Source organism: Streptomyces sp. NPDC019443, from assembly GCF_044389785.1.
GTDB lineage: Bacteria > Actinomycetota > Actinomycetes > Streptomycetales > Streptomycetaceae > Streptomyces.
Window position 1 is genome coordinate 267,957 of the sequence record NZ_JBIRYJ010000004.1, and the last position, 14,571, is coordinate 282,527.

Below are 14,571 nucleotides of genomic sequence, written 5' to 3' on the forward strand. Positions count from 1 at the left end.
CGGGGGCCGCTCAGCCCCCGCCGCCCCGGGGCGCGGCCGCAGTCTCGTGCACGCCCTCGGTGTCCACATGGGGCAGGATCCGGTCCAGCCACCGCGGGGTCCACCAGGCGGCCCGGCCGAGCAGCGTCATCACCGCCGGCACCAGCAGCAGCCGCACCACGGTCGCGTCGATCAGCACGCTCACGGCGAGGCCGAGCCCCAGCATCTTCACCACGATGTTGTCGCTGATGATGAAGGCGGCGAAGACGCTGACCATGATCAGCGCGGCACAGGTGATCACCAGCGCGGTGATCTCCAGCGCGTGCGCGACGCTCGCCTTCGGGTCGCCGGTGCGCAGCCACGCCTCATGGACGCGGGAGAGCAGGAAGATCTCGTAGTCCATGCTCAGACCGAAGACGATCGCGAACATCATCATCGGCACATAGCTCTCCACGGGCACCTTGCCCGACACCCCCAGCGCCGGGCCGCCCCAGCCCCACTGGAAGACGGCGACCACGACTCCGTACGAGGCCGCGATGGAAAGGACGTTGAGCACCGCCGCCTTGACCGCGACCAGCACTCCGCGGAAGACGATCAGGATGATGACGAAGGCGAGAGCGACCACCACGGCGATGATCAGGGGCAGCCGGCTGGAGACGATGTCCAGGAAGTCGACCTGGGCGGCGGTCGTGCCGGTCACATAGCCGTGGGCGGAGGTGCCGGAGACGGCGTGCGGCAGGATGTCGTCCACCAGCCGGTTGACCAGCTTTGTGGTGTCCTCGTCCTGTGGCGCCTGCTGCGAATAGGCGGTCGCGACCAGTACGTCCCCGTCCTGAGTCGGCTTCAGCGGCGTGATCGTGGCCGCCCCTGGCACATTGGTGAGCGCCTGCTGGGCCTGCGAGGAGAGCGCCGCCCGGTCGGCCGCCGCCACCGACGTCTGGTCGATGACGAGGGTCATCGGCCCGTTGGAGCCCGGCCCGAAGGCCTCGGACATCAGGTCGAACGCCCGCCGGTCGGTGAAGGACTTCGGGTCCGCGCCGTCCCCGATATGGCCGAGCTGGATGGAGAACAGCGGGATGGCGAGCACCGCGATGGCGGCCACACCGCCGGCCAGGAACTGCCACGGCCGGCGCTGGACGCGCCGCGCGTACCGGTGCCAGGTTCCGTGCGCCTCCTCACCCGGCTGGGCGTCCGTCTCGGCGATCGGCTTGCGCACCCGGTACTTGTCGATCCGCCGGCCGATCAGCCCCAGCAGGGCGGGCACCAGCGTCAGCGCGCCGATGACCGCCGTGACCACGGTGACGGCGGCGGCCACCCCGAGTTTGGAGATGAAGCTGACCCCGGAGACGGACAGTCCGGCCAGGGCGATGATGACCGTGCATCCGGAGACGAGCACCGCCCGACCGCTGGTGGCCACCGCCTGGCCGGCCGCGTTCACCGGGTCCGCGCCGTCCATAAGGTTCTGCCGGTGCCGGGTGATCAGGAACAGCGCGTAGTCGATACCCACACCGAGGCCGATCATGGTGGCCAGGGTGGGTGAGACCGTCGCGAAGGTGAACACGGCGGCGATCATCCCGAGCAGGGCAAGCCCGCAGATCACGCTGATCAGCGCCGTCAGCAGCGGCACACCGGCGGCGAGCACACTGCCGAAGCCGACCAGCAGGACCACGATCGCCACGGCGAAGCCGATCACCTCACTGGTCCGGTCGTCGGCCGGGGGCCGGGCCAGCTCGCCCAGCGGACCGCCGTACTCCACATCCACTCCGGCGGCCCGCAGTGGCTGAACCGCCTTGTCCACCCCGTCTAGATACGACTCCTCAAAGGTGGAGGGCTGCTTGTCGAAGCGGACCGTGATGTACGCGGTCGAACCGTCCGAGGACAGCGGACCGACGTTCTGGCCGGATGGCTGCGGCGGCGGAGTGGGCCCGGCGGCAGGCAGCGGATTCTGCGCCGAGATCACATGCGGCAGCTTCTGCAGACCGCCGATGGCGGTGGACATCTGCGAGCCGTGGGCGGTGAGCGGGTTCGAGGTGTCGTGCAGAACGATCTGGCTGCTGTAGCCCCCGGCGGAGGGCTGGTGCTTCTCGAGCACGTCCAGCCCCTCCGTCGACTGGACGCCGGGCAGCGAGAAGTCGTCGGAATAGGCACCGCCGTACGTGTGATGGACGACCTGAAGGCCGGCGAGGGCGACCAGCCAGGCGACGAGGACGAACACACAACGGCGGGCGCACCATTCACCGAGCCTGCGCAGGAGCCCCTTGCGGGGCGTGGGTTCGGACAGGCGGGAGGTCTGCGGGGGCAGCTCAGCCTTCGTCATGCGTCTCTCCCGGCGGGAACCCGATGCGGACATTCCGCATTAAAGGCCCGATCCGCCAGGACGGCATGCGTAAGGTCGCGCACCATCACGATGCGCAAACGACGAAGTCCCGCCCGATCGTGATGATCGGACGGGACTTCGTCAGTTGTTGTGGACCTGTGGGGATTTGAACCCCAGACCCCCTCGATGCGAACGAGGTGCGCTACCAGACTGCGCCACAGGCCCTTGCAACGAGTGAAACTCTAGCATCCCCGCCGGGGTGCTCGGAAATCCGTTCCGGCGCTGGTCACGCGCCGATGGCGGGCTCACTCGTTGGCGGCGCGGGGCCTGTCCTCGTCCGCGTACTGATCGAAGAGCGGGGTGCGTCCGCGCTCGCGCGCACGCCGGGCCGCAGGCGTGCGCCGGCTCGGCGCGGGGTCGGCCGCCGGGGCCGGCCCGGAGGTCGGTTCCGCCGTCGAGGAGCGGGCCGCGCTCCAGGTCTCCGGGTCGCTCACGTCCACGCCGCTCGTGGCGCGCGGGGCGACGGGCGCGGTGACGTACGTCGGCAGCGGGACCGGGACCGGCTCCCAGCTGTCGCCTCGCGCCGGCCCGCGTTCGCGCTGCTGGTCGACCCACTCCGCGTGGTCCGTCTGCTCGACCAGCGCACGGCGGCCCGCCTCCTGCGGGGAGAGGGCACTGCCCGGTTCTGGCTCGGTGCGTCCCGCAGGCTCCTCGTCCGGCTCGGCGGTGGCCGCCGCGTCCGGATGCCGGCGGGGACGGTTCTCGCGCAGCCGCTGCGCAGCCGCCTCGGCCCGGCGACGGTCCATGGTGAACGCGAAGCGCCGGCGCTCCTTGGTGCGCAGATGGACGATGTACGCGCTGAGGAGTATGGCGGGGACGGCCGGGGCCCACAGGAAGCGGAGTCCGCCGACCGCGGCGACGATCGCGCCGAGCGTGAACGCGAGGAAGAGGACCACGGTGGTACGTCTGCGGCGGGCCAGGACCTTGGTGCGCCGGGCGCGCTCGGCGGCGGACCCGTTCGGCCGCGGACGCGGACGCGGCACCGGGCGTCGCGCCTGGGCCTGGGCCGGGACGGGCGCCTGGCGGGCCGGGATGTCCATCCGTGCTTCGGTACGGGCCGGGGGCGCGGCGAAGGCCCGGACGTCCACGGAACTCAAACGGTCCGTGGAGGCATCCGGGTCCGCCTCGGGCTCAGCCTGCTCGGCGGTGCGTTCCCGCAGCTCCTTGGCGTACCGGCGCTCCATTGCACCGCGTCCGGACAGCAGCCGGATGGCGGTGGAGAAGCGTTCCGTCGGACGGGCTTCATTGAGCTCGTCCTGCCTGCGGAGCCACATCGGCACCAAGTAGGCGGCCCAGGCCCCGACGATGACTGCGTAGATGAGGCCGCTGCTGCTCACGCATCACACCGTAGAGGGATTCGCGCAAGGGCATCCGCCAATTGGCCCGGTGTGTCGCACGATCTGGCTGATATCACGGACTTTTTTTGTGATTGTTCAGATCGGAACATGGTCGACAGCGATCATTTTCGAACGTTTATTTTATTTCCCGGGACGTTCCGGGTCGTGCCTGGTGCCAGCGGCGGAGCAGTCCTTCGGGCACCTCTTCGGCCGTGAGGGCGAACACCAGATGGTCCCGCCACGCACCGTCGATGTGGAGATAACGAGGGCGCAGTCCCTCTTCGCGGAATCCGAGTTTCTCCACGACCCGGCGACTGGGGGCGTTCTCGGGCCGAATGCAGACTTCGATGCGGTGCAGTCCGACCGAGCGGAAACAGTGGTCGACGGCGAGCGCGACGGCGGTCGGCATGACCCCGCGGCCCGCGATCTCCCGGTCCACCCAGTAGCCGACATGACCCGAGCACATCGAGCCCCAGGTGATCCCGGCGACCGTCAACTGGCCCACCAGTCGGCCCTGGTACTCGATCACGAAGGGGAGCATCCGGCCCGCGTTGGCCTCGGTGCGCAGATGGCGGACCATCTGCCGGTACGTGGGCCGTTGCGCGACGGGCCCGCCCGGTGCGGGCGGCGGAATGGTCGCCTCCCAGGGCCGCAGCCAGTCGCGGTTGCGCCGGTTCACCTCGCGCCAGTTCCGCTGGTCGCGCAGCTTTATCGGGCGGAGGACCACATCGCCGTCCGCCAGGATCACCGGCCAGGTGGGGACGTTCAGCTTGGGCTCCCGGGAGATCTTGGGTGATCGCCGCCGCGGATCTGGTCCACGGCATGCACCAGGAGCTGCTCCAGTACGGCGAGGCCGTCACGCACTCCGCCGGTGGAGCCCGGCAGGTTGACGATCAGGGTGCGTCCCGCGACTCCGGCGAGCCCCCGGGACAGCGCCGCGGTGGGCACCTTCTCGCGTCCGTACGCGCGGATCGCCTCGGGGATGCCGGCGATCTCATGGTCGAGCACCCGCCGGGTGACCTCGGGGGTCTTGTCGGTGGGTGAGATGCCGGTGCCGCCGGTGGTGAGGATGACGTCGTACGCGGCGGCGACCCCGTCACGCAGAGCCTGCTCGACCGGGTCCCCGTCCGGGACGACGCGCGGCCCGTCGACCTGGAAGCCCAGCGCGGCCAGCCCCTCGGCGAGGATCGGGCCGCCCTTGTCCTCGTACACACCGGCGGCCGCGCGGTTGGACGCTGTGACCACCAGGGCCCGCCTGGCAGCCTCGGGGCGAGGCCCGTGGCTGTGGCCGTACACCTCTCCGGCCCGTGGCGCCGGGCTCACGACCGGCTCCAGTCGCCGGACTTGCCGCCCGTCTTCTCCTCGACCCGGATGTCGGTGATCACCGCGCCCTTGTCGACGGCCTTGACCATGTCGACGACGGTGAGCGCGGCGACCGAGACGGCGGTCAGGGCCTCCATCTCGACGCCCGTACGGTCGGTGGTCTTCACCGTGGCGGTGATCTCGACGGCGTCGTCCGCGACCGCCAGATCGAGGGTGACGCCGGAGACCGCGAGCGGGTGGCAGAGCGGGATCAGATCGGGGGTGCGCTTGGCGCCCATGATGCCCGCGATACGGGCCGTCGCCAGCGCATCGCCCTTGGGCACGCCCTCGCCCCGCAGCAACTCCACGACCTGCGGTGATACCAGGACCCGGCCGCTGGCCCGGGCGGTGCGTGCGGTGACGTCCTTTCCGGAGACGTCGACCATACGGGCCGCCCCCGCGTCGTCGATGTGCGTCAGCCTGCCTTGCGTACTCATTTTGCTGTGGCGCTCCCGGTCCTGGCCCCTCAGGGCCTGTGTGGGCAGACACGGTACCGCCACCGTATGCAGGTCAGCCGAGGAGGACCACTTCCACCTCCGCGCCCGGCCCGGCCGAGGTGTCGGGCTCCGGGACGACGATCAGGCAGTCGGCATGGGCGAGGGCCGCGATCAGATGGGAGCCGGAACCGCCGACAGGGGAGACGGTGCCCGACTCGGGGTCGTACACACCGCGCAGGAACTGTCGCTTGCCCGCGGGCGACGTCAGCGGCTTGTCGGCCTTGAGGAGTGCGCGCACCTTCGGGCGGTGGACGTCCTTGAGCCCCATCAGGGCCCGGATCGCGGGACGTACGAACAGCTCGAAGGAGACGTACGAGGAGACCGGATTGCCGGGCAGCGCCAGCAGCGGGGTGTGCTCCGGGCCGATCGAGCCGAAGCCCTGCGGCTTGCCGGGCTGCATGGCGAGCTTGCGGAAGTCGATCCCGCTGCCCGGCACGTCCACGTCGCCCACCGAGGCGAGGGCCTCCTTGACGACGTCGTACGCTCCGACGCTCACGCCGCCCGTCGTGACCAGCAGATCGGCACGGATCAGCTGGTCCTCGATGGTGGCGCGCAGCACCTCCGCGTCGTCGGTGACCGCGCCCACCCGGTAGGAGAGGGCGCCCGCGTCGCGGGCGGCGGCACACAGCGCGAAGCTGTTCGAGTCGTAGATCTGGCCCTCACCCAACTCCTCGCCGGGCTGTACCAGTTCGCTGCCGGTGGAGAGCACGACGACGCGCGGACGGGGACGGACGCGCACGGAGCCGCGGCCGATAGCGGCGAGCAGGCCGATCTGCGGCGGGCCGAGGACGGTGCCCTCCTCCAGCGCCAGGTCCCCCGCCTGGACGTCGCTGCCGCGGGCGCGCACATGGGCGCGCGCCTCGACCGGCCGGTGGACGCGGACCTCGCCGCTCGCGCCCTCCGGGGCCTCGCCGGCCGGGCGCATCGTGGTGGCGGCTCCGCCGCCCGTGCCGCCGTCGGTCCACTCGACCGGGACGACCGCCTCCGCGCCGGGCGGCAGCGGAGCGCCGGTCATGATGCGGGCGGCCTGGCCGGGTCCGACGGTGGGCAGCCCGGCGCCGCCGGCCGCCACATCGCCGATCACCGTGAGGACGGCGGGGAACTCCTCACTCGCGCCCGCGACATCGACCGTGCGGACCGCGTACCCGTCCATGGAGCTGTTGTCGAAGGGCGGCAGCGCGACCGGCGCGGTGACGTCCTCGACCAGGACACAGCCCTGGGCGTCGGGCAACTGCAGCTCGATCGGGTCCAGCGGGCGGATCGCGCCGAGGATGTCCTCCAGGTGGTCGTCCACCGACCAGATCGTGCTGCTCACGGTGTTACATCTCCTCGGTCACATAACTGCGAAGCCAGGTCCGGAACTCCGGGCCCAGGTCTTCACGTTCGCACGCGAGTCTGACAATCGCCCGCAGATAGTCCCCACGGTCGCCGGTGTCGTAGCGGCGGCCCTTGAAGATCACTCCGTGCACCGGTCCGCCCACCTTCTCGTCCTCGGCGAGTTTCTCGAGTGCGTCGGTGAGCTGGATCTCGTTGCCCCGGCCCGGCTCGGTCTCACGAAGTATGTCGAAGACGGCAGGATTCAGGACATAGCGGCCGATGATGGCAAGGTTACTGGGGGCCTCGGACGGGTCGGGCTTCTCGACCAGGTTGGTCACCTTGACGACATCGGCCTCGCCGGTGGCCTCGACTGCCGCGCAGCCGTACATCTGGATCTGGGCGGGGTCGACCTCCATCAGCGCGATGACGCTGCCGCCCTCCCGCTCCTGGATCTCGACCATCCTGGCGAGCAGTGGATCGCGCGGATCGATCAGGTCGTCGCCGAGGAGGACCGCGAAGGGCTGGTCGCCGACGTGCGGGGCGGCGCAGAGCACGGCATGGCCGAGGCCGCGCGGGTCGCCCTGGCGGACGTAGTGCATGGTGGCGAGGTCGCTCGACTCCTGGACCTTCGCGAGGCGGCGGGCATCGCCCTTGCGGGTGAGCGCCTCTTCCAGCTCGTAGTTCCGGTCGAAATGGTCCTCGAGCGGCCGCTTGTTGCGGCCCGTGACCATGAGTACGTCGGAGAGGCCGGCCGCGACCGCCTCCTCGACGACGTACTGGATCGCGGGCTTGTCGACGACAGGCAGCATCTCTTTGGGAGTGGCTTTCGTGGCAGGCAGGAACCGGGTTCCGAGGCCTGCGGCAGGGATGACAGCCTTGCTGATCCTGGGGTGCGACTGAGTCATGCGCAGCACCATAGCCGTCGAGTATGGGCTGAAGATGAGCCTCCGGTTAACTTCCGACTCATAAAGACATGTACGAGAGGTTTGTGAACGGGTAATGAGCGGTGACTTGTCCGGAAAGAGTGCGGTTCGGCGTGAACTCCTGGACGCCCGGGCCCTCCTGTCCCCCGAGGACGTCCAGCGGACCGCCGCGGTTCTCGCCCGACTGGCCCTTGACCTTCCGGAATTGGCCGAAGCGAGCACAGTCGCCGCATACGTCTCCGTCGGGCGCGAGCCCGGCACCCGCGCGCTGCTCGACGCGCTGCGCGCGCGGGGCGTACGCGTCCTGCTGCCGGTCCTGCAGGCGGACAACGATCTGGACTGGGGAGTGTACGAGGGCGCGGAACATCTGGTGCGCGCGGGGCGCGGGCTGCTGGAGCCGGACGGCGCGCGGCTCGGCGTGGACGCCGTGCTGGATGCGGATGCCGTGCTCCTTCCCGGGCTCGCGGTGGACGCCCGCGGTATGCGGCTCGGCCGCGGCGGCGGCTCGTACGACCGGGTCCTCGCCCGCCTCTCGGCGGCCGGCGCCGACCCGGCGCTGGTGGTGCTGCTGTACGCGCACGAGGTGGTCGCGCGGGTTCCCGAGGAACCGCACGACCACCCCGTGCACGCGGTGGTGACACCCGAGGCAGTCAGGCGCTTCACCGGCTCGACGGACGCTACGGACGCTACGGACGCTACGGAGTGAGTTTGAGGGTGTCGGCGGTCTTCTGGGACACGGCCTGCGCACTGTAGGCCCAGTCGAGAAGCTCGCCGTTCGCCCACTTGTCCGTCTGGTCGGTGTAGTGCGCGCTGTACGCGTGCCCCGACGCACCGGTCAGGTTGATCCAACGGGACTTGTCCCAGTCGCCGACGTTGACGACCATCCGCATCGACGGCACCCAGATGACTCCGTAGCCGCCCGCCGCGTTCCAGCCGGTCGCATTGACCGCCGCCTCGCCGCCGCCAAGATTCCACGGGCCGCGGTTGAGCACGAACTGCAGGAAGCCGGGACCCTCGGTGCCGAGCGTCTGGTTCCTCAGCGTCAGCTGGTGCAGCCGGCCCCAGCTCCAGCTGGATGCATCCTTGCCCAGCTCGGCCGTCAGCTCCCAGCGGGCGTCCTCCATTGCCCGCGCGAGCAGCTGGTCACGCGTGGTGGTGGCCGAGTCGGTACGGCTGGCCGGGGACTTCCACCACTCGTTGTTCTCGTCCTTGAGGATCTTGCCCACGACCTCGTACCAGCGGTCGCCGCCGTCCGGCTGCGCCGACTCCGTGTCGCGCTGGCCACACTCGCGCACCCGCTCGGTCAGCTGGTCGTCCGGGGCCGAGCTGTCGGCCGGGCGGACGTTGAGGCACTCGCCCTCGACGCGCAGCTCCTTGGGCAGCTTGTTGCCGAAGGCGAGCTTGAGGACATTGCGCCAGACCCCGTTGAAGTACGCGGCGGCGCCGGAATCCGCCTCCTGGGTGTAGTCCCAGCCCTCCAGCAGCTTCTGCGCCTCGCGGACGTAGCTGTCCGAGACGTCGATCCTCAGCAGATACGGCGTGAGCAGCTTGGCGATCTCGCTGCTGTTGTCCATCTGCATGGTGCGCATGTCTTCGGTCGAGATCTTGCCGCCGCCCTGGATCTTCGACTCGATGAGGTCGTTGATCCGCTGGCTGCGGGCGCCGTAGCCGTAGTCCTTGGTGATCAGATACGGGTACTTCTTCGCGTCGACGACGGCCTGGTTGGCGGTGACGATATAGCCGCGCCCGGGGTTGTACTCGTAGGGCAGCTCATCGAAGGGGATGAAGCCCTTCCACTTGTACTTCGGGTCCCAGCCGGGAGCGGGCGTGGTGCCGTCGCCTTCGGCGCGGACCGGGATCTTGCCTGGCGCCTGGTAGCCGATGTTGTTCTTGGAGTCGGCGTAGACGAGGTTCTGCGAGGGAACCTCGAAGTTCTCGGCGGCCGCGCGGAAGGTCTTGAAGTCCTTGGCGCGGTTGAGTTCGAAGACCGCGTCCATGGACTTGCCGGGCACCAGGGCGGTCCACTGCAGGGCCACGGCGTAACCGGCGCCGCGGTCCGGTGCGGCGTTGGAGACCGGGGCCTTCTGGCCGACCTTCTCCAGTTCGTTGCTGCGGTCGGAGACCAGCGGGCCGTGACCGGTGGAGCGGACCGTGATCGTCTTGGAGCCGCCGCCCGCGATCTTGATGACCTCCTTGCGGGTGGTCAGCTTCTTCTCCTCGCCGCCCACCTGGTAGCTGTCGCCGGCGAGCTTCTCCAGGTAGAGGTCGGTGACGTCCGCGCCGAGGTTGGTGAAGCCCCAGGCGATGTCCTGATTGTGACCGATTATCACGCCGGGCGTACCGGAGAAGGTGTAGCCGGCGGTGTCGTACCGGCAGGAAGCCGAGACCGTACGGCAGTGCAGCCCCATCTGGTACCAGAGGGAGGGCAGCGACGGCGCGAGATGCGGATCGTTGGCCAGCATCGGCTTGCCGGTCGTCGTGTAGTTGCCGGAGACGACCCAGGAGTTGGAGCCGATGCCGCTGCCGCTGGGGCCGAGCAGCTCCGGGATCGTGTCCAGTGTCTTCGAGAGCGCGGCGAGCTGGGAGTTCAGGCCCTGGGTGGCGCCTGCCGGGCTGTTCCCCCCGCTGCCGCCGCCGGACAGGTCGGACGGCTTGGCGTCCGGGTCGAACTTCCCGGTGGCGGGGTTGATCCCGCCCTCGTCGACGATCGGTTTGTTCCGGTCGTACGGATACGACGGGTACAGGTCCTTGATCTGCTTCTCGGTGAGCCTGCTGGTCAGCAGCGAGCGGTCTATCTCCTCCTGCATATTGCCGCGCAGGTCCCACGCCATCGCCTTGAGCCAGGCCACCGAGTCGACCGGCGTCCACTGCTCGGGCTTGTAGTCGTTCGTGAAGGACAGGGCGGCGTACTCGACGGAAAGGTCCTTGCCCTCGCGGCCCTTGAGATAGGCGTTGACGCCGTCCGCGTACGCCTGGAGGTTCTTCTTCGTCTCCGGCGTGAGCTTGGTGTCGTACTCCCGCTGCGCCACCTGGCGCCAGCCGAGGGTGCGCAGGAAGGCGTCCGTCTCTACCTGTCCGGAGCCGAACATCTCGGAGAGCCGGCCGGCCGTCATATGGCGGCGTACGTCCATCTCCCAGAAGCGGTCCTGCGCCTGGACGAAGCCCTGGGCGCGGAACAGGTCTTCGTCGCTGTCCGCGTAGATCTGCGGGATGCCGTAATTGTCGCGCTTGACCTCGACCTGGCCGCGCAGACCGTCGAGTTTGAGTGTCCCGGTGGTCTGCGGGAAGGAGGCGCGCACGGTGCTGATGCTCCAGTACGTGCCGTATCCGACACCCGCGACAAGCGCCAGCACCAGGACGATCACGAGCAGGCGGGCGCGTCGCCCCTTCTTCTTCTTCGGGGAAGAGGCGGTTGTGTTGGCGGGCATCGCTGTCCTTCGAGGGGCAGGGTGGTCCTGGAGTGCTGGAGCAACTGTAGGCGCAGCACTCCGCCCGTTCGGACGCGGTATCCGTAAGGCAGCAACCCGGCCCCTCAACCCGTACAGATGATCGACTACATCAAGAAAACGTTAAAGATTAGGTAAGGTAACGAAGTGTCGCCTGCCGGAGGATCGATCCGGCATGTAGGCGCGAAGGGAAGGATCGGCCACTGACTGTCCACCAGCTCAATGAACTCCTGCTCATCTGCTCCCTCGTTCTGCTCATCGCCGTCGCGGCGGTGCGCATCTCGTCCCGCAGTGGGCTCCCCAGCCTGCTGCTGTATCTCGGGATCGGGATCGCCATCGGGCAGGACGGCATCTTCGACGTCAGGTTCGACGACGCCAGGCTGACGCAAGTGATCGGCTATGCCGCGCTTGTGGTGATCCTGGCCGAGGGTGGCCTGAGCACGAAGTGGAAGGAGATCAAACCCGCGTTGCCCGCGGCGGTCGCGCTGTCGACCGTCGGCGTCGCGGTGAGCGTGGGCGTCACGGCGGCGGGGGCTCACTATCTGGTCGGGCTGGAGTGGCGGCAGGCGCTCATCATCGGCGCGGTGGTGTCATCGACGGACGCCGCCGCGGTCTTCTCCGTACTGCGCAAGGTGCCGCTGCCGTCCCGGGTGACCGGTGTGCTGGAGGCCGAGTCGGGCTTCAACGACGCCCCCGTGGTGATCCTGGTGATCGCCTTCTCGACGGCGGGGCCGGTCGACGACTGGTACGTACTGATCGGGAAGATCGCCCTGGAGCTGGCGATCGGCGCGGGCATCGGCCTGGCGACGGGCTGGCTGGGCGCTTTCGGCCTGCGCCATGTGGCGCTGCCCGCGTCCGGTCTGTATCCGATCGCGGTGATGGCGATCGCGGTGGTGGCGTACGCCGCCGGCGCCATGGCGCACGGCAGTGGCTTCCTCGCGGTCTATCTCGCCTCGATGGTGCTGGGGAACTCCAGGCTCCCGCACGCGCCGGCGAACCGCGGATTCGCCGAGGGCCTCGGCTGGATCGCCCAGATCGGCATGTTCGTCCTGCTCGGTCTGCTGGTGACGCCGAGCGAGCTGATGGGCGACTTCTGGCCCGCGGTGATCGTGGGGATGGTGCTGACCGTGGTGGCGCGTCCGCTGTCGGTTCTCGTCAGCCTGCAGCCCTTCCGTATCCCGTGGCAGGAGCAGGTCCTGATGTCGTGGGCCGGGCTGCGCGGCGCCGTGCCCATCATTTTCGCGACCATCCCGATGGTCTTCGACATCGAGGGCAGCGACCGGGTCTTCAACATCGTCTTCGTCCTCGTCGTCGTCTACACCCTGGTGCAAGGACCGACGCTGCCCTGGCTGGCGAAATCACTGCACTTGGGCAGGTCGACCGACGCGGCGGATCTGGGCATCGAGTCGGCGCCACTGGAGCGGCTGCGCGGGCATCTGCTGTCGGTGGCGATCCCGGAGGAGTCGAAGATGCACGGCGTGGAGGTCGCAGAGCTGCGGCTGCCCGCGGGTTCCGCGGTGACCCTGATCGTACGGGACGGGAAGAGCTTCGTACCGCTGCCGTCGACCGTGCTGCGGCGGGGCGACGAGCTGCTGGTGGTGGCGACGGATCCGGTGCGGGACGCGGCGGAACGGCGGCTGCGGGCGGTCGCACAGGGCGGAAAGCTGGCCGACTGGCTGGGGACGGGCGGAAACGGCGGAAGAAGATCCGACTAATCGCAGGCAGGCCCCTAGGTATGTGACCCATTTCCCAGGCGCAACCGTGAGATCCACCTGTACCATGAAGCCACACTGATCGACCAACTCTGCCTGACGCAGAGCTGGCGCGACCGTATGGCGGCCGCGGCGCCCTCGCAGTGGGCCCCGGTATCTACCGCAGATCCGCGCAAGAGGACAGCTCTCGGCGGCTCCCGTGCGTCTCGTATCACGAGCGTGCGTCTCGTATCACGAGTACGACGCGTACCAGGGGAGCGCTACCAGGCGGCAGAAAGGCACGGACCGTGGCATCCACGGTCGAGACCCGTCCTGGGTATGGGCAGCTCCTGCGCACCCCCGGCGCCTGGACATTCCTGCTCCCCGGCTTTCTGGCACGCCAGCCCTTCGCGATGCTGACCATCGGCATCGTCCTGCTGATCCAGTACACCACCGGTTCCTACGGCAGCGCCGGCGCGGTCGCCGCCTTCACCGGTGTCTCCATGGCACTGTTCGCACCGCAGAGCGGCAAGCTCGCCGACCGATTCGGGCAGCGGGCCGTCCTGCTGCCGGGCGTGCTGGTGCACACCGCTTCCGTATCCACCCTGACGGCGCTCGCGCTGGCGGGCGCGCCCCTGTGGGCGCTGTTCGCGGCGGCCGTGCCGACGGGTGCGTCCGTACCGCAGATCGGCCCCATGGTGCGGGCCCGCTGGGCCGCCATGCTCGGTGGGGGCACCTCCCGGGCCGAAGGCTCTGGGGGAGGCTCGCCACTGATGTCGACGGCGGCGGCCTTCGAGTCCGTGACGGACGAGTTCACCTTCGTCGTCGGACCGGTGCTCGCGACCGCGCTGTGCACGGGCGTCCACCCGGCGGCCGGACTGATCGCCGAGGCGGCACTGACGCTGGCCGGCGGTCTCTTCTTCGCGGCTCAGAGCCGTACGCAGCCGGCGGTCCGGCCCGCGGCGACAGCCGCCGAGCCGCACGCCTCCGCCCTGTCCATTCCGGGCGTACGGGTGCTGGCCGTGGCCTTCCTCGGCATCGGATCGGTCTTCGGCGGAATGCAGGTCGCACTGACCGCCTTCTCCGAGGAGATCGGCAACCCCGGGGTCAACGGTCTGCTGTACGGAATTTTCGCGGCCGGCAACATGCTGGCGGGCATCGCGTGCGGCGCGATCGCCTGGAAGAGCGGGCCGCGGAGGCGCATGGTGCTCGGCTACGCCGGGCTGACACTTGCGGCCTCCGCGCTGTGGGCGGTGCACTCCGTGGCGCTGCTTGCGGGGCTCGGACTGCTGGTCGGCCTGTGTATCGCGCCCGCCCTGATCAGCGGCTACACGCTGGTCGAGTCCCTGGTGCCGGCTTCGGCCCGTACCGAGGCCTTCACCTGGCTGACGGGCGCGGTGGCACTCGGCCAGGCGGCGGCCGTGACGGTGGCCGGACGGCTGGCCGACGACCACGGCGCCAGCGCCGGATTCCTGGTCCCCCTGGTGGGCACCGTGCTGGCCCTGGTCACCCTGGTAGCGCTGCGCTCGCGGCTCTCGGCGAGGGCTTCCGGGTGGATCGCGGCACGTGGGATGGGTCACCGAGTGCCGGTGGCGGTGGACTGATCCAGCGGAATACGTCACTATGGACCGTCGTTAGCACT

11 protein-coding genes and 1 tRNA gene are annotated in these 14,571 nt (G+C 69.6%); 3 read left to right on the forward strand and 9 right to left on the reverse strand.

Translation table 11 applies throughout. From position 1 onward, the window contains the following. Positions 1-10: 10 nt before the first annotated feature. The 8 genes from ACH492_RS15385 to galU form a co-directional block, all read right to left on the reverse strand. Positions 11-2,296, reverse strand: coding sequence for an MMPL family transporter (locus tag ACH492_RS15385; RefSeq protein WP_398986645.1), 2,286 nt, complete (start codon positions 2,294-2,296; stop codon positions 11-13). Between the two features lie 151 nt (positions 2,297-2,447). Then, positions 2,448-2,521, reverse strand: a tRNA-Ala gene (locus ACH492_RS15390). A gap of 80 nt (positions 2,522-2,601) precedes the next feature. Then, entirely contained in the window at positions 2,602-3,693 is a 1,092-nt protein-coding gene (gene glpR, locus ACH492_RS15395) for a gephyrin-like molybdotransferase receptor GlpR (RefSeq protein ID WP_398986647.1), read from the reverse strand. Between the two features lie 136 nt (positions 3,694-3,829). Beyond that, a complete protein-coding gene (locus ACH492_RS15400) occupies positions 3,830-4,441 on the reverse strand; it encodes a GNAT family N-acetyltransferase (RefSeq protein WP_398986650.1) in 612 nt (203 codons plus the stop codon). Between the two features lie 17 nt (positions 4,442-4,458). After that, positions 4,459-4,989, reverse strand: coding sequence for a molybdenum cofactor biosynthesis protein B (locus ACH492_RS15405; protein WP_398987332.1), 531 nt, complete (start codon positions 4,987-4,989; stop codon positions 4,459-4,461). 23 nt (positions 4,990-5,012) lie between these two features. Next, positions 5,013-5,525 (reverse strand): cyclic pyranopterin monophosphate synthase MoaC, encoded by a 513-nt coding sequence (moaC, locus tag ACH492_RS15410; protein ID WP_398987334.1) that lies wholly within the window; start codon positions 5,523-5,525, stop codon positions 5,013-5,015. A gap of 40 nt (positions 5,526-5,565) precedes the next feature. Then, complete coding sequence (gene glp / locus ACH492_RS15415) at positions 5,566-6,867, reverse strand: gephyrin-like molybdotransferase Glp (protein ID WP_398986653.1); 1,302 nt, start codon at positions 6,865-6,867, stop codon at positions 5,566-5,568. 4 nt (positions 6,868-6,871) lie between these two features. Continuing rightward, entirely contained in the window at positions 6,872-7,774 is a 903-nt protein-coding gene (gene galU, locus ACH492_RS15420; protein WP_398986655.1) for a UTP--glucose-1-phosphate uridylyltransferase GalU, read from the reverse strand. A 94-nt stretch (positions 7,775-7,868) separates the two neighbouring features. On the opposite strand from galU, the gene ACH492_RS15425 reads away from it, so the two are divergent. Then, complete coding sequence (locus tag ACH492_RS15425; RefSeq protein ID WP_398986657.1) at positions 7,869-8,498, forward strand: 5-formyltetrahydrofolate cyclo-ligase; 630 nt, start codon at positions 7,869-7,871, stop codon at positions 8,496-8,498. On the opposite strand, the gene ACH492_RS15430 is transcribed toward ACH492_RS15425, so the two are convergent. Then, positions 8,488-11,220, reverse strand: a complete 2,733-nt coding sequence (locus ACH492_RS15430) for a penicillin acylase family protein (protein ID WP_398986659.1) — start codon at positions 11,218-11,220, stop codon at positions 8,488-8,490. The genes ACH492_RS15425 and ACH492_RS15430 overlap by 11 nt on opposite strands. 221 nt (positions 11,221-11,441) lie before the next feature. Between ACH492_RS15430 and ACH492_RS15435 the strand changes: the two genes are divergently transcribed. After that, the gene (locus tag ACH492_RS15435) at positions 11,442-12,953 is read left to right on the forward strand and encodes a potassium/proton antiporter (protein WP_398987336.1); all 1,512 of its coding nucleotides are present in this window, start codon (positions 11,442-11,444) and stop codon (positions 12,951-12,953) included. Between the two features lie 284 nt (positions 12,954-13,237). Next, entirely contained in the window at positions 13,238-14,533 is a 1,296-nt protein-coding gene (locus tag ACH492_RS15440; RefSeq protein ID WP_398986661.1) for an MFS transporter, read from the forward strand. Positions 14,534-14,571: the final 38 nt, after the last annotated feature.